The sequence below is a fragment of the Streptomyces sp. NPDC003635 genome (genome assembly GCF_053587635.1).
The window spans coordinates 320,121-337,922 of the sequence record NZ_JBSFOK010000003.1 but is presented as its reverse complement, the minus strand read 5'-3'; the positions used below and the strand labels follow the sequence as shown (position 1 = coordinate 337,922).

The window sequence follows — 17,802 nt, the reverse complement described above, 5'->3', positions numbered from 1 at the left end:
GAGCGGGCGCCCGAAGGCATCGCAGGCCAGGTGAATCTTGCTGGTCAGGCCGCCCCGCGAGCGTCCGAGGCCCGGATTGCGCTGCCCCCTTTTCGAGCCCCGGCAGCGTGCTGGTGGGCCCGCACCACGGTGGAGTCGACCGACACCAGCCAGTCGATGTCTCCGGCCGCGTCCGCCTGTGCCTGCGCGGCCCGCAGCATCTGCTCAAAGGTCCCGTCCAGGGCCCACCGGCGGAAGCGGGTGTGCAGCGTCTGCCACGGCCCGTACCGCTCGGGCACATCCCGCCAGGCTGTACCAGTGCGGAACTTCCACACGATCCCATTGAGGACCCTTCGGTCGTCCAACCGCTTCCGGCCCCGCAGGGACGCGGGCAGCAGCGGCCGGACGAACTCCCACTCTGCATCAGACAGTTCATGGCGACGAATCACCCGACCATGATCCACTAAGCAAGATCAATTGAAGACACGACCTAGTGCAGCTGATGGACCAGCGGATCGAACGCGAGGTCCGCCGCCACATCGAGATCGCCTCGAAGGACGCGCTCCAGAAGGAGCTGCGGACGCTGCGCAACCGCCAGCGCCCCCTGGAACTCTTCTTCGACGGCACCGGACGCGGCGCGTCCCGGCTGCCCTCCGCGCCCCATCTCAACCGCACGATCACGGAGCTGGAGCAGGCCGCGGGCGTCGACCGGCAGGCCGCCGAGCGCAACGTCGCCCAGGCCTTCCGGCTGCTGATCGCGATGGAGGCGCTCGGCGTCGGCCGGATCGCCGGCGGCACGATGAACATCGTCGGCAAGCTCTCCGCCGTCCCCCTGCTCGACCCGCCGAACGACGAGATCCTCGAGATCGGCACGCTGTACGGCATGTTCGGCGCCGCGCTCATCCGGATGATGGAGCGCGCCGGGCGGGCACCGAGCCTGACCATCGTCGACCCGCTCGCCGGCACCCAGCTCCAGCCCGGCGCGAGCATGGGCGCCGACGCCTCCGGCACCCCGGTCGACCTGGCCGCCGTACGCACCAATCTCGGCCTCGCCGGAGCGGCTGGCCAAGCCGCCCGCATCCAGCAGGGCTTCTCCGAGGACCCCGAGGTGCGGGCCCTGGTCGCCGATCGTTCCTACGGAGTGGTCGTCGTTGACGGCGACCACTCCGCCGCCGGTGTCGCGGCCGACCTGGAGTGGGCCGAGCAGATCGTCGCGCCGGGCGGCATCGTGGTCCTGGACGACTTCGGGCACCCCAAGTGGCCCGGTATCAAGGAGGCGTTCGAGAAGCACATGACCACGGGCACCCGGTTCACGTTCCTGGGCCAGGTGGCCCACTCGGGGTACCTGCGGGCCGCCTCAGCCTGATCCCGACCGCCTGCGGATCCTGGATCCCAGCCACACCAGCGGGTCGTACTTGCGGTCCACGGCCCGCTCCTTCAGCGGGATCAGCGCGTTGTCCGTGATCTTGATGCCCTCGGGGCACACCTCCGTACAGCATTTGGTGATGTTGCAGTAACCGAGGCCGTGTTCGTCCTGGGCGGTGCTCTTGCGGTCCAGGCCGGACTCGGCGGCGGCGTCCAGCGGGTGCATGTCCAGCTCGGCCACCCGCATCAGGAAGCGCGGACCGGCGAACGCCTGCTTGTTCTCCTCGTGGTCGCGGACCACATGGCAGGTGTCCTGGCACAGGAAGCACTCGATGCACTTGCGGAACTCCTGCGAGCGGTCCACGTCCTCCTGCATCATCCGGTACTCGCCGGGGCCCAGCTTCTCCGGCGGGACGAACGAGGGGACCTCCCTGGCCTTCCGGTAGTTGAAGCCGACGTCCGTGACGAGGTCCCGGACCACCGGGAAGGCGCGCAGCGGAGTGACGGTGATCGTCTCCTCCCGCCCGAACACCGACATCCGCGTCATGCACATCAGCCGCGGGCGGCCGTTGATCTCCGCCGAGCACGAACCGCACTTGCCCGCCTTGCAGTTCCAGCGGACGGCCAGATCGGGCGCCTGGGTGGCCTGGAGGCGGTGGATGATGTCCAGGACCACTTCGCCGTCGTTCACCTCGACCTCGAAGTCCTCCAGGCCGCCGCCGCCGACGTCACCCCGCCACACCTTGAAGCGGGCCTCGTAGCTGCTCACTCGTACAGCTCCTCTTCGGCGAGGTACTTGACCAGCTCCTCCTTGTCGAAGAGGGCGAGCAGGTCAGAGCGGATGGGGTCGGTGGTCTCCCGGGTGAGGTCGATCTGGCCGCGCACCGGGTCGGTGGCCGCGAGCCCGCCGGTGGGATCGGCGAGTCGGCACAGCAGGTTGACGTTGCGCCAGGTGCGCTCCATCGTCGGATGGTCCTCGCGGGTGTGGCCGCCGCGCGACTCGGTGCGCTCCAGGGCGGCCCGTGCCACGCACTCGCTGACCAGCAGCATGTTCCTGAGGTCCAGCGCCAGATGCCAGCCCGGGTTGAACTGCCGGTGCCCCTCGACCCCGGCCCTGCGGGCCCTGACCCGCAGCTCGGCCAGCTTCTCCAGCGCGTGCGCCATCTCGCCCTCGCGACGGATGATGCCGACCAGGTCGTTCATGGTCTGCTGGAGCTCCTGGTGGAGGGTGTACGGGTTCTCCGGCGCGGCCTCGTCGGGGCTCTCCGCGGAGAAGGGGCGCAGGGCCTCGGCCGCCGCCGTGTCGACCTGGACGTCGTCCACCTCGGGCCGCTCGGAGAGGGCCGCCGCGTACTCGGCCGCGTGCCAGCCCGCCCGGCGCCCGAACACCAGCAGGTCGGACAGGGAGTTGCCGCCGAGCCGGTTCGAGCCGTGCATCCCGCCCGCGACCTCACCGGCCGCGAACAGGCCCGGCACGCCGCGCGCGGCCGCGGTGTCCGACTCGACCGCGATCCCGCCCATCACGTAGTGGCAGGTCGGCCCGACCTCCATCGCCTCCGCGGTGATGTCGACGTCCGCCAGCTCCTTGAACTGGTGGTACATCGACGGCAGCCGGCGCTTGATCACCTCGGCGGGCATCCGCGTCGACACGTCCAGGAAGACCCCGCCGTGCGGGGAGCCCCGGCCCGCCTTCACCTCGGCGTTGATGGCGCGGGCCACCTCGTCGCGGGGGAGCAGCTCGGGGGGCCGCCGGTTGTTGTCCGGGTCCTCGTACCAGCGGTCCGCCTCCTCCTCGGACTCGGCGTACTTCTCCTTGAAGACGTCCGGGACGTAGTCGAACATGAACCGCTTGTCCTCGGAGTTCCGCAGCACCCCGCCGTCGCCGCGGACGGACTCCGTGACGAGGATGCCCTTCACCGACGGCGGCCAGACCATTCCCGTGGGGTGGAACTGGACGAACTCCATGTTCAGCAGGGGCGCTCCCGCGAGCAGCGCCAGCGCGTTGCCGTCGCCGGTGTACTCCCAGGAGTTCGACGTCACCTTGAAGGACTTGCCGATGCCACCGGTGGCGATGACGACGGCAGGCGCTTCCAGGACGAAGAAGCGGCCGGTCTCACGGTCGTAGGCGAAGACACCGGAGACGCGACCCGCGGCGGAACCGCTGTCGGATGCCGTGTCCTTGAGGACCCGGGTGACGGTGCACTCCTGGAAGACCTTCAGGCGGGACTCGTAGTCGCCGGTCTCCTTGAAGTCCTCCTGCTGGAGGGCGACGATCTTCTGCTGGAGCGTGCGGATGAGCTCCAGTCCCGTGCGGTCGCCGACGTGCGCGAGGCGCGGATACTCGTGGCCGCCGAAGTTGCGCTGGGAGATCCGGCCGTCCTTCGTACGGTCGAACAGGGCGCCCCAGGTCTCCAGCTCCCACACCCGGTCCGGGGCCTCCTGCGCGTGCAGTTCGGCCATCCGCCACTGGTTGAGGAACTTGCCGCCGCGCATGGTGTCGCGGAAGTGCACCTGCCAGTTGTCGTGCTCGTTGGCGTTGGCCATCGCGGCCGCGATCCCGCCCTCGGCCATCACCGTGTGCGCCTTGCCGAACAGCGACTTGCAGATCACCGCCGTACGGGCGCCCCGCTCGCGCGCCTCGACAGCCGCGCGCAGGCCCGCGCCGCCCGCGCCGACCACGACGACGTCCCACTCCTGCCGGTCCACCACGGACATCAGAACAACCTCGGATCGTCGAAGGCACCGGACGCGACGAGATAGACGTAGAAGTCGGCGAGCGCCACGCTCACCAACGACGACCAGGCGAGCAGCATGTGCCGGGCGTTGAGCTTCCCGACCCACTGCCACATCCGGTAGCGCACGGGGTGCTTGGAGAAGTGCTTCAGCTTGCCGCCGACGATGTGCCGGCAGGAGTGGCAGGAGATCGTGTAGGCCCAGATCAGCACGATGTTGACGAGGAACACGAGGGTGCCGAGGCCCATGTGGCCCCACTCGTAGTGCTCATCGCGGAAGGCCAGCACGGTGTCGTAGGTCAGGATTCCGGCGACCGGGATCGCGGCGTAGAAGAAGTACCGGTGGATGTTCTGCAGGATCAGCGGGAAGCGGGTCTCGCCGGTGTACTTCTTGTGCGGCTCGGCCACCGCGCAGGCCGGCGGGGACGCCCAGAAGCCCCGGTAGTAGGCCTTGCGGTAGTAGTAGCAGGTCAGCCGGAAGCCCAGCGGGAAGATCAGGATGATGATCGCGGGCGAGATGCCCCACCAGCCGCCGAAGATCTCCCAGTTGGGGCCGCCCCGCATCGGCTCGCAGTTCTCCGCGAGACAGGGGGAGTAGAACGGCGAGACGTACGGGGCCGCGTAGTAGTCGGCGTTGGCGAAGGCGCGCCACGTCGAGTAGACGATGAAGGCGAGCAGCCCGGCCGCGGTGGCGGCGGGCGCCAGCCACCAGCGATCGGTTCGCAGATGCGGGGCGCTGATGGCGGCGCGCGTAGGCGTACGCACGCCGCCGGGCGGATGGGGGTCGGTGTCAGGGGGTTCCGTACCAGTGGCCAACTTTTGACTCCGGTCGGTTCGGCTGAGGGTCAGTCGCCGGACAGACCCTCAGGGGGCTCGCCGGTCGCGGGCGCCGAGGCCCTCGTCGTCCGTGTCGATCCAGAGCGAGCCGTCGTATGGGGTGTCGGGGATCGTGACGAGGTCGGGGCGCCGCTGGGTCTGCTGGGCCCCGGGAGCCGAGGCCGCCGCGCGCAGCAGCGCCACGCTCTCGCGCAGGTGATCGCAGTCGGTACGGACGCGGCGGATGTCCAGACCGCCGCTGCCGAGCTGCTGTTCCAGACGGCTCACCGACCGGTTCAGATCGTCGAGACACCGCTGGACTGCCGTCAGGTCGTCGTGCACGGACATGACGTGACCTCACTTCCGTCGGCTCTGCGGCCGTGGGCGGCAACGTTCATGCGCCTGCGAGTGTTGCGCGTCACACCTGTCGCTGTGAAGGGACGTGCACCGATTGGCCGAGGCGCGTAGGTGCATCCCGTGGTGCGTTGCGCCGCACGGGTGGGCTTCCCGGCGTCCCCCGCCGTGTCGCCGCCCGCTGCCGAACCCTTTCCTCTTCAGTGGCCGCATAGATGTGATCAGCTCCATATACCGCCAAAAGTGATCATAACCCCCGCGGCTCCCGGAGGTAAGCAGAGATGTCCTACGACGGCCCCGGACCACGTGCTGTGACGCGTTCGGTCCTCTTCCTCACCGCCGGCGCGCTCGCGTTGGCCGGATGTGCCACCGAGGACCCCGCGGGCAGGCCGCTCGCCGAGCAGGACATCGCCCCCGCCGCCCGCTCCCTGGTCGCCGACGGCGGCTCCCTGCGCTGGGCCGTGGACGCCGTACCGGACACCCTGAACACCTTCCAGGCCGACGCCGACGCCACCACCACCCGCGTCGCCCAGGCCGTACTGCCCTCCCTGTACCGCCTCGACGGGACCGGGCGGCCGGAGCTGAACCCCGACTACCTGGAGTCCGCGAGGGTCGTCGAGACCGAGCCGAAGCAGGTCGTGCTGTACAAGCTGAACCAGCAGGCCGTCTGGAGCGACGGCCGGGAGATCGGCGCCGCCGACTTCGCCGCCCAGTGGCGGGCGCTGTCCGGCAAGGACTCGGCGTACTGGACCGCGCGCAACGCCGGTTACGACCGCATCCAGCGCATCGAGCGCGGCGAGAACGACCTGGAGGTCAAGGTCACCTTCGCCCGGCCCTACGCCGACTGGCGCTCGCTGTTCTCGCCGCTGTACCCGAAGGACGTCATGGGCACCCCGGACTCCTTCAACGACGGCGCCCGGCGCAAGCTCAAGGTCACCGCGGGACCCTTCGCCGTGCGCAAGGTCGACCGCAAGGACGACGAGATCACCCTCGCCCGCAACCCGCGCTGGTGGGGCGCCGCGCCCAAGCTGGACGAGATCGTGCTGCGCGCGGTGCCGCGTGACGAGCGGGCCTCGGCGCTGGCCGCCGGAAAGCTCGACCTCGCCGAGATCGACCCCGGGACGGTGCACCGCATCGGATTCTCCGGGCGGGCCGGGGGCAAGGGCACGGCCGCCCCGCTGCCCGGCCCCGCCAAGGGCGCCAAGGCCAAGGACCCCGCTTTCCGCGATGTCGAGGTGCGCCGCTCCCTGGAACCCGCCTTCACCCAGCTCGCCCTCAACGGCGCGGACGGTCCGCTCGCCGACGAGCGGGTCCGTCGGGCGGTGGCCCGGGCCCTGGACCGGGACAAGCTCGCCGCGGCCGTACTGAAGCCGCTGGGGCTGCCCGCCGAACCCGTCGGCAGCCACCTGGCGCTGGCCGGGCAGGCCGCCTACGCCGACAGCAGCGGGGCGCTGGGCGACCAGGACACGGCCGAGGCGCAGGCGCTGCTCGCCGACGCCGGGTGGGTGCTCGGTGGCCCGGTGAAGGAGAAGGGCGAGAAGGCGGCCGGGTCGGAGGGGGAGAAGGAGAAGAAGAAGGGCTCCGAGAAGGAGTCCGAGGGCGGCGAGGACGGCACCTACATCGTCGGCGAGGACGACAAGGCGCCCGCGGAGGCGGACCGGGAGAAGAAGCGGCACGACCTGAAGCAGGGCGGGGCGCCGGGCGCGTACGCGCCGAAGGGCACGGCCGCTCCCGCGGCGGCGGCGCCCGCGGCGCTGGCGAAGGACGGCAAGCCGCTGACGCTGCGGTTCGTGCTGCCCTCGGGGCCGGGCTCGGAGACGCTGCGGACGGTGGCGGAGCGGATCCGGCGGATGCTGGACCGGGTCGGGATCCGCACCGAGCTGTCGAAGGTCTCGGACGAGAGCTACTTCAAGGACCACATCGCCTCCGGCGAGTACGACCTGGCGCTGTACTCCTGGCCGGCCTCCGCCTTCCCGGCGACCGACGCGCGGCCGATCTACGCCAAGCCGGTCCCGGCGGCGGACGGCTCCCTGAACGTCGAGCAGAACTACACCCGGGTCGGCACGGACCAGGTGGACCAGCTCTTCGACCAGGCGATCTCCACCCTGGACGAGGGCGAGACCAGGAGCCTGATCCGCAAGGCCGACTCCCGGATCTGGGCGGCGGCGGGCTCCATCCCGCTCTACCAGCGCCCCCAGCTGACGGCTGCCAGGAAGAGCCTCGTCAACGCGGGCGCCTTCGGCTTCCGTACCCCGGTCTACGAGGACATGGGCTTCCTGAACAAGGGCGCGCGCCCGGCGGCGGGGCCCAGCAAGAAGTAGCGAGGCGGCCGGACGGCTCCAGGGGGTCCCGGGCCGGTCCGAGGGATCCCTCGGGTCCGCCCAAACCCCCTCCGACCTGCGCAGAAGGGACCCGGCGCGCCCCCGCTCCCGTAGCCCCGTACCATGGGGTGAGGCCGTGGCATGTCAAGCCCGGCAGGGCCCGCGTAGACACAGACGTACGCGCAGGCCGTCCTCACACTCCGGGAGAACGCCGCAATATGGCCACGCGCCACGACATTCGCAACGTCGCCATCGTCGCCCACGTCGACCACGGCAAGACCACCATCGTCGACGGCATGCTGAAGCAGGCCGGTGCCTTCGCCGCGCACCAGCTCGACTCCGTAGACGACCGCATGATGGACTCGAACGACCTGGAGCGTGAGAAGGGCATCACGATCCTCGCCAAGAACACGGCGGTGAAGTATCACCCCAAGGACGGCGGGGACCCCATCACCATCAACATCATCGACACCCCGGGCCACGCCGACTTCGGTGGCGAGGTCGAGCGCGGTCTGTCGATGGTCGACGGCGTGGTGCTCCTGGTCGACGCCTCCGAGGGCCCGCTCCCGCAGACCCGCTTCGTGCTGCGCAAGGCGCTCCAGCAGCGGCTGCCCGTCATCCTGTGCATCAACAAGACGGACCGCCCGGACTCCCGGATCGACGAGGTCGTCAACGAGACGTACGACCTCTTCCTGGACCTGGACGCCGACGAGGACCAGATCGAGTTCCCGATCGTCTACGCCTGCGGCCGCGACGGTGTCGCCTCGCTGACCAAGCCGGAGGACGGGACCGTTCCCGCGGACTCCACCAGCCTGGAGCCCTTCTTCTCGACGATCCTGGAGCACATCCCGGCCCCGAACTACGACGAGGCCGCCCCGCTCCAGGCCCACGTCACCAACCTGGACGCCGACAACTTCCTCGGCCGTATCGCGCTGCTCCGCGTCGAGCAGGGCGAGCTGCGCAAGGGCCAGACCGTCACGTGGATCAAGCGCGACGGCACCATGTCCAACGTCCGCATCACCGAGCTGATGATGACCGAGGCGCTCACCCGCAAGCCCGCCGAGATGGCCGGCCCCGGTGACATCTGCGCCGTCGCCGGTATCCCGGACATCATGATCGGTGAGACCCTCGCCGACCCCGAGAACCCGATCGCGCTCCCGCTGATCACGGTCGACGAGCCCGCCATCTCCATGGTCATCGGCACCAACACCTCGCCGCTGGTCGGCCGTGGCGCCACCGGCAAGGGCGCGGACGCCAAGGCCGTGGTCAAGGACCGCAAGGTCACCGCCCGTCAGGTCAAGGACCGCCTGGACCGCGAGCTGATCGGTAACGTCTCCCTGCGCGTGCTCGACACCGAGCGTCCGGACGCCTGGGAGGTCCAGGGCCGTGGTGAGCTCGCGCTCGCCATCCTGGTCGAGCAGATGCGCCGCGAGGGCTTCGAGCTGACCATCGGCAAGCCCCAGGTCGTCACCAAGGAGATCGACGGCAAGACCTACGAGCCCGTCGAGCGCATGACGATCGACGTGCCCGAGGAGCACATGGGCGCGGTCACGCAGCTCATGGGCGTCCGCAAGGGCCGGATGGACAACATGTCCAACCACGGTTCCGGCTGGGTCCGCATGGAGTTCGTCGTGCCCTCGCGCGGTCTGATCGGATTCCGGACGGAGTTCCTGACCCAGACCCGCGGCACCGGCATCGGCCACTCCATCCACGAGGGCTTCGAGCCCTGGTTCGGCACGCTCCAGACCCGGAACAACGGCTCGCTGGTGGCCGACCGGGCCGGCGCCGTCACCGCGTTCGCGATGACGAACCTCCAGGAGCGCGGTGTGCTGTTCACCGACCCCGGCACCGAGGTGTACGAGGGCATGATCGTCGGCGAGAACTCGCGCTCCGACGACATGGACGTGAACATCACCAAGGAGAAGAAGCTCACGAACATGCGGTCGTCCTCGGCCGACTCGTTCGAGGCGATCGTCCCGCCGCGCAAGCTCTCGCTGGAGCAGTCCCTGGAGTTCTGCCGCGACGACGAGTGCGTCGAGGTGACCCCGGAGGCCGTTCGCATCCGCAAGGTCGTACTCGACCAGCGGGACCGCGCCCGTACCGCGAGCCGCGCCAAGCACGGCTGATCCACCGCCAGGCGCACGCCTGGCACCGGCACTTGAGCCCGGGTCCCCTCATGGTGAGGGGATCCGGGCTTTTTGCAACCGGTTTTCCGACCCCTCAGTGTCCGAAATGCGGAGATCCTCGCCCGATAGCCATGTAACACGTCCGTTTCGCGCCCTTCTCGGGGCGAACAGTTTGTCCAGATTTTGGAAGGTCTACGCGCCAGCTGTGACTGAATTGAGATTTAAAGACAGTGGTCGGTAGTTGGCACATGGCAGATAGTTAGCCGCGTAGCGCTCGGGTCAATGGGTCTCGCGCTGTGGGGACAGCGCCGGCTCACGAGCACCAGGGGGTGTCTGACCCTCCGTCAGGGGTGTCGGAGGAAAGACACGTTTCCCCTCCAGTCGGTGAACGCGTTGAGTCACGAGGAGGAACCCATGTGCGGTGTCCTGTGCACCAGGTGGGTCATGCCGTCCGTTTTCGTCGCACCACGCTCCGCTCGGGGCAGTTGCCGCTGACATGGCCGTCGGCGGGCTAGAGCCGCCGCTCGCCTACGCGCGTCCGGCTGCGGATTTTCCGCAAGCCCCGGGGTGCCCCGACGTTTCTTCATGATCCGATCCGCGACCACGCACACCCTGCGCCGGTCGTGGGTTCGGCACACCCACACCTGTGAAACGGACGAACTGTGACAAGTCCTATCGACATCGAGGGCGGCGGGAGTTCGGTCCTCGTCGACGGCGAACCAGAGCCGAAGACGAAGCCCGAGGACGAGCAACTCGTCGGCCGTTCCCCCGGCCAGCTGATGTGGATCCGCTTCAAACGCGACCGCACCGGCGTGATCTCGGCCTACGTGGTCATCTTCTTCTTCGTGGTCGGACTGCTCGCCCCGCTGATCTCCAAGCTGTACGGCAAGGACCCGTACACGGTGTTCGCCGACGAGCGTCCGGAGCTGTTCGACAGCGCGGGTGTGCCGGTGCAGCCCAACGGCGGCATCAGCGGCGAGTTCTGGTTCGGCCTCGAACCGGGCAACGGCTACGACGTCTTCACCAAGCTGCTCTACGGCATCCGCAACTCGCTGGGCATCTCGCTCGCGGTGACCCTGGCCACCGTGCTCACCGGCATCGTCCTCGGTGTCGCGGCGGGCTACCTGGGCGGCAAGACGGACTTCTGGATCAGCCGGGTGATCGACTTCCTGCTCGCCATCCCCTCCCAGCTGTTCTTCATCGCGAGCATGCCGGTCGTGGTCTCCCTGTTCGTCAGCCCACGCGACGAAACCCCGGTCTACGTCCGGGTGGTGGCGCTGATCGCGGTGATGTGGGTGCTCGGCTGGATGAGCCTCGCGCGCATTCTGCGCGGCACCGCGCTCGCCCTGCGAGAACGGGAGTTCATCGAGGCCGCCAAGGTGAGCGGGGCGCCACCGGGCCGCATCATCCGCAAGGAGATCCTGCCCAACCTGGTCACCCCGATCCTGGTGCAGGCCACCTACATGCTGCCCAACTTCGTGACCGCGGAGGCGGGTCTGTCCTTCCTCGGAGTGGGACTCGTCGAACCGACCCCGGACTGGGGCCAGATGTTCTCCAAGGCGGCCACCGAGCTCGTCATGCAGAACGACATCACCTACATGTTCTTCCCGGGCATCTCGATGATCATCTTCATCGTGGCCTTCAACCTGCTCGGGGACTCGGTCCGGGACGCCTTCGATCCCAAGACGGCCCGCTGACCGAGCAATTGAGGGGCGTCCTCGCCCGAACCGGCCGACGGCACGACCGTCGGCGGGACAGCACTTCATCGGCACTGGTGAACACAAAGATGGGTGGGAATTGAGTGATGGGTAAGGGTGGACGCCACGCGTACGCCGCGATCTCCCTGCTCGCGGCGGGAGCTCTTGTGCTCACCGGCTGCAGCGAGGGCGGCAGTGAAGGCACCAACAACGACAAGCAGGACAAGGAGAACGCCGAGCGGCAGCAGTCCGGCATCGAGTTCGGCGACGAGAAGGCCTCGACCGGGCCCGCCGAGGAGGTCGCGGGCGCCAAGCCGGGCGGCACCATCACGGTGCTCCAGCGCGACAGCTTCGCGCACCTCGACCCCGGCCAGATCTACGTCTCCGACGAGATGGCGCTGTCGCAGCTGATCCACCGAGGGCTCACCGGCTACAAGGCCACCAGCGACGACGGCAAGGAGCACGAGGTCGTCGGCGACCTCGCCACCGACTCCGGTACCACCACGGACGGCGGCAAGACCTGGAAGTACACGCTGAAGGACGGGATCAAGTGGGCCGACGGCTCCGCGATCACCTCCGCCGACATACGGCACACCTTCGAGCGCCTGTTCGCGCCGTTCATCTCCAACGGCCCGACCTACATCCAGCAGTGGCTCGCCGACACCCCGGGCACCGACTACCGCGGTCTGCTCAAGGACGGTCCGTACAAGGGCAAGCACCTGCCGGACACCATCCTCGAGACCCCGGACGACAAGACGATCGTCTTCAAGTTCAAGACCGCCAAGCCTGACCTGCCGTACGCGCTGGCCATGGCGGGCTACTCGATCGTCTCGGAGAAGAACGACACCAAGGAGAAGTACGACAAGGAGCCGATGACGGCCGGTCCGTACAAGATCCAGGAGTTCAAGTCCGGCAAGTCGATGACCCTGGTGAAGAACACCAACTGGGACGGCAACACGGACCCGATCCGCCGGCAGTACGTCGACCAGTTCAACTTCCAGTTCAACAAGCAGTACGAGGACTCCACCAAGGCCATCCTCGACGACTCCGGCAGCAACGCCACCGCGGTCAGCTTCAGCAACCAGGTCGACGCGGGCAACCTGTCCAAGGTGCTCGGGGACGCCTCGCTGAAGAACCGTACGATCTCCGGCTACCAGCCGTACGTGGGCCAGATCAACGTCAACCTGTCCCAGAAGGAGATGCAGGACAAGACGGTCCGCGAGGCCATCGCCTACGCCCTGCCGATCACGCCGTTCGTGCGGGCCTACGGCGGCACCGACGCGATGGAGGTCGCCGGCGGTCTGATCAGCCCGACCGTCTCCGGCTACGACGCGAGCTTCGACCCCTTCGGCAAGAAGAAGAAGCCGGCCGGTGACCCGGAGAAGGCCAAGGAGCTGCTGGAGAAGGCCGGCAAGAGCGGTATGAAGCTGACCTTCGGCTACATCAACACCCCTGAGGGCCAGCAGTACTCCACCGCCATGGCGGCGGGCCTGGAGAAGGCCGGCTTCGACGTGCAGCGCCAGGACATCCCGGCCGAGACCTACTACGACCAGGTCTCCAAGGTGAAGAACAACTTCGACATCTTCCACACCGCGTGGGGTGCCGACTGGCCGAGCGCCTCGACCGTCATCCCGCCGCTGTACGACGGCCGCCAGATCCAGGACGGCGCCTCGAACTACTCGCACATCGACGACCCGAAGGTCAACGCGGACATCGACAAGGCCGGCACCATCACCGACCCGGTGAAGGCCGCCGAGGCGTGGAACGCGATCAACGAGTACATCGTCAAGGACGTCGTCTCCAACATCCCGACGGCGTACTACAAGCAGACCCAGATCGCCGGTTCCAAGATCGGCGGCTTCGTCTACGACGACGTCATCGGCGGCGTCGACCCGCGCCGGCTGTTCGTGAAGTAACCCCTTCCCGACCGCGGTGCCCGGTGCGCCCCGTCCCGTGACGGGGCGCACCGCGCCGCACGGCCTTCGAGTTCGAAAGCTGCCACTGAGATGCTGCGCTTCCTCTTCCGCCGGATCCTCGGCTCGATCGTGATCCTGATCCTGCTGACCGTCGTCGCCTTCCTGCTCTTCTTCGGCATGCCCCGAGACCCGGCGCTGCTGATGTGCGGCAAGACGTGTACGCCCGAGGCCCTGGAGAACATCCACCGCACGCTCGGCATCGACAAGTCGATCCCCGAGCAGTTCTGGATCTTCATCTCGGGGGTCGTCATGGGCCGCGACGACTTCTCCCAAGGCCCCTGCGACGCCCCCTGTTTCGGCTACTCGTACCACACCAACGAGCAGGTCTGGTCGACCCTGCTGGACCGGCTGCCGCTCACCGCCTCGCTCGCGCTCGGCGCCACCGTGGTGTTCCTCTTCGTCGGGCTCGGCACCGGCATGATCGCCGCCTGGCGGCGCGGAACGCTGGTGGACAAGTCGTTCACGGCGGGCTCCATGGTGCTCAGTTCCATGCAGATCTACTTCCTGGGCCCGCTGGCCATGGCCGTGCTGGTGTACCAGACCCATATCTTCGACGAGCCCCGCTACACCGAGCTCACCAAGGATCCGATCGCCTGGTTCACCGGGCTGATCATCCCCTGGGTCGTGCTGTCCACGATCTTCGCGGCGCAGTACACCCGTATGGCGCGCTCCTCGATGATCGAACAGCTCCAGGAGGAACACGTCCGCACCGCCCGCGCCAAGGGCATGAGCAGACGGTACGTCTTCTTCCGCTACGCCTGGCGTGGCTCGCTCATCCCGATCGTCACCATCCTCGGTATCGACCTCTCCTCGATGCTGGGCGGCGCGATCATCACCGAGTACACCTTCGGACTGCCCGGACTCGGACATCTGGCGGTGGAGTCGGTGCAGTTCAGCGACCTTCCGCTGCTGCTGGGCGTGATGCTGTTCGCCGCCACCATGATCCTGCTGTGCAACATCATCGTCGATGCCGTGTACGCCGTGATCGACCCGCGCGTGCGGCTTTCCTAGCCGCCCTTAGGAGCACTTCGTGACCACTTTGACCAAGGAGGCCGGGGCGCCCGTCCCGGCCGGCGCGGGCGCGTTCCTCTCGGTGCGGGACCTGCACGTCAGCTTCAAGACCGAGGACGGCGTCGTCCGGGCCGTCGACGGGCTCTCCTTCGACCTCGAACGCGGCCGCACCCTCGGCATCGTCGGGGAGTCGGGATCCGGCAAGTCCGTCACCAACCTGACCGTCCTGGGCCTGCACAACCCCATGTTCACCACCGTCGAGGGCGAGATCCTGCTGGAGGGGCAGGAACTCACGACGGCACGCGAGTCGGAGCTGGAGAAGCTGCGCGGCAACAAGGTCGCGATGATCTTCCAGGACCCGCTGACCGCGCTCTCCCCGTACTACACGGTGGGCCGGCAGATCGCCGAGCCGTTCATGAAGCACCGGGGCGCGTCCAAGCGGGAGGCCTGGGACCGGGCCGTGGAGATGCTCGGCAAGGTCGGCATCCCCAACCCCAAGGAGCGGGCGAAGGACTACCCGCACCAGTTCTCCGGCGGTATGCGCCAGCGCGCGATGATCGCCATGGCCCTGGTCTGCGACCCGGACCTCCTGATCGCCGACGAGCCGACCACCGCCCTGGACGTGACGGTCCAGGCGCAGATCCTCGACCTGCTCAAGGACCTCCAGCAGGAGTTCGGCTCGGCGATCATCTTCATCACGCACGACCTCGGGGTCATCGCCGACATGGCCGACGACATCATGGTGATGTACGCGGGCGGCGCGATCGAGCGCGGCTCGGCCCGCGAGGTGCTCCGGGCGCCGCAACACCCGTACACCTGGGGTCTGTTGAACTCGATGCCGCGGATCAGCTCGGACATCGGCGCACCCCTCGCGCCCATCCCCGGCTCGCCGCCCTCGCTGCTCAAGCCGCCCCCGGGCTGCCGGTTCCATCCGCGCTGCACCTTCCAGGGCCGGGTGGGCGGCAACCGCTGCGTCACCGAACGCCCGCTGCTGGGCCCGGACCGGGCCTCCGCCTGTCATCTGACGGCGGACCAGAAGCGGACCATCTTCATCGAAGAGATCAAGCCCCGGCTGGGCTAGGGCCAGGAGGACACGTCATGACAGAGGACCTCGTCCTCCCCGCTCCCCGGCAGGCCGTGACGGCCGGGGAGCCCCTGCTGAAGGTGGAGGGGCTGACCAAGCACTTCCCGGTCAAGGGCGGGTTCCCGATCCGCCGGACGGTCGGCCATGTGCAGGCCGTCGACGGCATCGACCTGACCGTGAACGTCGGTGAGAGCTTCGGCCTGGTGGGGGAGTCGGGCTGCGGCAAGTCGACGACCGGTCGGCTGATCACCCGCCTGATGGAACCGACCGCGGGCTCGATCGCGTACCGCGGCCAGGACATCACGCACGCCAACCGCAAGCAGCTCGCCCCCATCAGGTCCGAGATCCAGATGATCTTCCAGGACCCGTACTCGTCGTTGAACCCCCGACAGACGGTCGGCAAGATCATCGCGGGTCCGATGGAGATCAACGGCATCAACCCCGAGGGCGGCCGGGAGAAGCGCGTGCGCGAACTCCTGGAGATCGTCGGTCTCAACCCCGAGCACTACAACCGCTTCCCGCACGAGTTCTCCGGCGGCCAGCGCCAGCGCATCGGCGTGGCACGGGCCTTGGCGCTGGAGCCGAAGCTGATCGTGGCGGACGAGCCGGTCTCCGCCCTGGACGTCTCGATCCAGGCCCAGGTGGTGAACCTGCTCCAGAAGGTGCAGCAGGAACTCGGCATCGCGTTCCTGTTCATCGCCCACGACCTGGCCGTCGTACGGCACTTCTCGCAGCGCGTCGCGGTCATGTACCTCGGCAAGGTGATCGAGGTCGGCGACCGCGATTCGATCTACGCCCGTCCCCGTCACCCGTACACCCACGCCCTGCTCTCCGCGGTGCCCGAGGTGAACCTCGCGGAGGAGGAGGCGGCCCCCCGGGAGCGGATCCGCCTCGCCGGCGACGTCCCGTCGCCCATCTCCCCGCCCTCCGGCTGCCGGTTCCGCACCCGCTGCTGGAAGGCGCAGGACAAGTGCGCGGCGGAGGAACCCCCGCTGGTCCGCCTCTCCGGCAACCACGAGGGCCACCTGACGGCCTGCCACTTCCCGGAGGACCCGACGACCGAGGCGAGGGCGGAGGACATCGTCCTGGACCCGGCGCTGGCGGCGCTGGAGGAGCAGCTGGAGGAGGACTGACACCGTCCGGAGACGACAACGGGGCCCGTGCCGGGGAGGCACGGGCCCCGTCCCCTTGGAGCGGACGTTCGCGGGCTCGGGTCAATGGGCCATGCAAAGTCCGTTCCGGGGGCGACGGTTGACGAAAGGGGTGTGTCAGACCGCCGCCTCGGGGTCCTTGGACAGACGGGGCGCGGGAATGGTTCCCTCCGTCTCCGGGTAGTGGCACGCGGTCAGGTGACCGGGCTTGTTGCCCTCGACCTGGACCAGCGGCGGCGCCTCCGTGGCGCACTTCTCGGTCGCCTTCCAGCAGCGGGTGCGGAAACGGCAGCCGGTGGGCGGGTTGATCGGGGAGGGCACGTCGCCGGTCAGGCGGATGCGCTCGCGGGCGGGCTTGTCGTCCGCCGACGCCTCCGGTACGGCGGACAGCAGGGCCCGCGTGTAGGGGTGGCGCGGGTTGCCGTACAGGTCATCGCGGTCGGCGATCTCGACGATCTTACCCAGGTACATGACCGCGACGCGCTGCGAGAAGTGCCGTACGACGGCCAGGTCGTGGGCGATGAAGACGAACGCGATGCCGAGTTCGCGCTGCACCTTCTGGAGCAGGTTCACCACCTGGGCCTGGATCGAGACGTCCAGGGCGGAGACCGGCTCGTCCGCCACGATCAGCTTCGGCTCCAGCGCGAGCGCGCGGGCGACGCCGATGCGCTGGCGCTGGCCGCCGGAGAACTCGTGCGGGAAGCGGTTGTAGTGCTCGGGGTTGAGCCCGACGATCTCCAGGAGTTCGCGCACGCGCTTCTCCCGGCCGCCCTCGGGGTTGATGCCGTTGATCTCCATCGGACCCGCGATGATCTTGCCGACCGTGTGTCGCGGGTTCAGCGAGGCGTACGGGTCCTGGAAGATCATCTGGATCTCGGAGCGGACCGGCGCCAACTGCTTGCGGTTGGCGTGGGTGATGTCCTGGCCCTGGTAGGAGATCGTGCCACTGGTCGGTTCCAGCAGGCGGGTGATCAGTCGGCCGGTCGTCGACTTGCCGCAGCCCGACTCGCCGACCAGACCGAGGCTCTCGCCCTCGTGGACCTGGAAGTCCAGGCCGTCGACGGCCTGCACATGGCCGACGGTCCGACGGATCGGGAAACCGCCCTTGATCGGGAAGTGTTTGGTCAGCCCGGAGACGTCCAGGAGGGGAGTGGTGCTGCTCATGGTGGTGAAATCCCGTCTTGAGTACG

At 68.6% G+C, this 17,802-nt stretch carries 13 protein-coding genes and 1 pseudogene; 8 read left to right on the top strand and 6 right to left on the bottom strand.

What is annotated here, in order from left to right; translation table 11 throughout:
- Positions 1-443 (bottom strand): annotated as a pseudogene (locus tag ACWDRW_RS05290) (IS5 family transposase); the annotation flags it as partial.
- Positions 444-481: 38 nt separating this feature from the next.
- Here ACWDRW_RS05290 and ACWDRW_RS05285 point away from each other — a divergent pair.
- The gene (locus tag ACWDRW_RS05285) at positions 482-1,345 is read left to right on the top strand and encodes a class I SAM-dependent methyltransferase (protein WP_451720341.1); all 864 of its coding nucleotides are present in this window, start codon (positions 482-484) and stop codon (positions 1,343-1,345) included.
- On the opposite strand, the gene ACWDRW_RS05280 is transcribed toward ACWDRW_RS05285, so the two are convergent.
- The 4 genes from ACWDRW_RS05280 to ACWDRW_RS05265 are packed head-to-tail and all read right to left on the bottom strand — an operon-like array spanning position 1,337 to position 5,240.
- Positions 1,337-2,113, bottom strand: coding sequence for a succinate dehydrogenase/fumarate reductase iron-sulfur subunit (locus ACWDRW_RS05280; RefSeq protein WP_451720338.1), 777 nt, complete (start codon positions 2,111-2,113; stop codon positions 1,337-1,339). The two genes, ACWDRW_RS05285 and ACWDRW_RS05280, sit on opposite strands and share 9 nt — an antisense overlap.
- Entirely contained in the window at positions 2,110-4,059 is a 1,950-nt protein-coding gene (locus ACWDRW_RS05275; protein WP_451720335.1) for a fumarate reductase/succinate dehydrogenase flavoprotein subunit, read from the bottom strand. Before ACWDRW_RS05275 ends, ACWDRW_RS05280 begins: the two co-directional genes overlap by 4 nt.
- Positions 4,059-4,892, bottom strand: coding sequence for a hypothetical protein (locus ACWDRW_RS05270; protein ID WP_451720332.1), 834 nt, complete (start codon positions 4,890-4,892; stop codon positions 4,059-4,061). The genes ACWDRW_RS05275 and ACWDRW_RS05270 overlap by 1 nt, the downstream gene beginning before the upstream one ends.
- Positions 4,893-4,940: 48 nt before the next feature.
- Positions 4,941-5,240 carry a hypothetical protein gene (locus ACWDRW_RS05265; RefSeq protein ID WP_451720329.1) on the bottom strand — a complete coding sequence of 100 codons (300 nt, stop codon included), beginning with the start codon at positions 5,238-5,240 and terminating at the stop codon, positions 4,941-4,943.
- Positions 5,241-5,527: 287 nt separating this feature from the next.
- Between ACWDRW_RS05265 and ACWDRW_RS05260 the strand changes: the two genes are divergently transcribed.
- From ACWDRW_RS05260 to ACWDRW_RS05230, 7 genes are all read left to right on the top strand, one after another.
- Positions 5,528-7,567, top strand: a complete 2,040-nt coding sequence (locus ACWDRW_RS05260) for an ABC transporter family substrate-binding protein (protein WP_451720327.1) — start codon at positions 5,528-5,530, stop codon at positions 7,565-7,567.
- A gap of 218 nt (positions 7,568-7,785) precedes the next feature.
- A complete protein-coding gene (gene typA / locus ACWDRW_RS05255; protein ID WP_451720324.1) occupies positions 7,786-9,693 on the top strand; it encodes a translational GTPase TypA in 1,908 nt (635 codons plus the stop codon).
- A 662-nt stretch (positions 9,694-10,355) separates the two neighbouring features.
- A complete protein-coding gene (locus ACWDRW_RS05250) occupies positions 10,356-11,390 on the top strand; it encodes an ABC transporter permease (RefSeq protein WP_451720321.1) in 1,035 nt (344 codons plus the stop codon).
- Between the two features lie 107 nt (positions 11,391-11,497).
- Positions 11,498-13,306 carry an ABC transporter substrate-binding protein gene (locus ACWDRW_RS05245; RefSeq protein ID WP_451720319.1) on the top strand — a complete coding sequence of 603 codons (1,809 nt, stop codon included), beginning with the start codon at positions 11,498-11,500 and terminating at the stop codon, positions 13,304-13,306.
- A gap of 90 nt (positions 13,307-13,396) precedes the next feature.
- Entirely contained in the window at positions 13,397-14,377 is a 981-nt protein-coding gene (locus ACWDRW_RS05240; RefSeq protein WP_451720317.1) for an ABC transporter permease, read from the top strand.
- A gap of 19 nt (positions 14,378-14,396) precedes the next feature.
- Positions 14,397-15,458: an ABC transporter ATP-binding protein gene (locus ACWDRW_RS05235; RefSeq protein ID WP_451720314.1), complete on the top strand. Its 1,062-nt coding sequence runs from the start codon at positions 14,397-14,399 to the stop codon at positions 15,456-15,458.
- A 17-nt stretch (positions 15,459-15,475) separates the two neighbouring features.
- On the top strand, positions 15,476-16,594 hold the full coding sequence (locus ACWDRW_RS05230; RefSeq protein ID WP_451720311.1) for an ABC transporter ATP-binding protein: 1,119 nt from the start codon (positions 15,476-15,478) through the stop codon (positions 16,592-16,594).
- Between the two features lie 135 nt (positions 16,595-16,729).
- Here the strand turns inward: ACWDRW_RS05230 and ACWDRW_RS05225 are convergent, their stop codons facing one another.
- The gene (locus ACWDRW_RS05225) at positions 16,730-17,776 is read right to left on the bottom strand and encodes an ABC transporter ATP-binding protein (protein ID WP_451720308.1); all 1,047 of its coding nucleotides are present in this window, start codon (positions 17,774-17,776) and stop codon (positions 16,730-16,732) included.
- Positions 17,777-17,802: the final 26 nt, after the last annotated feature.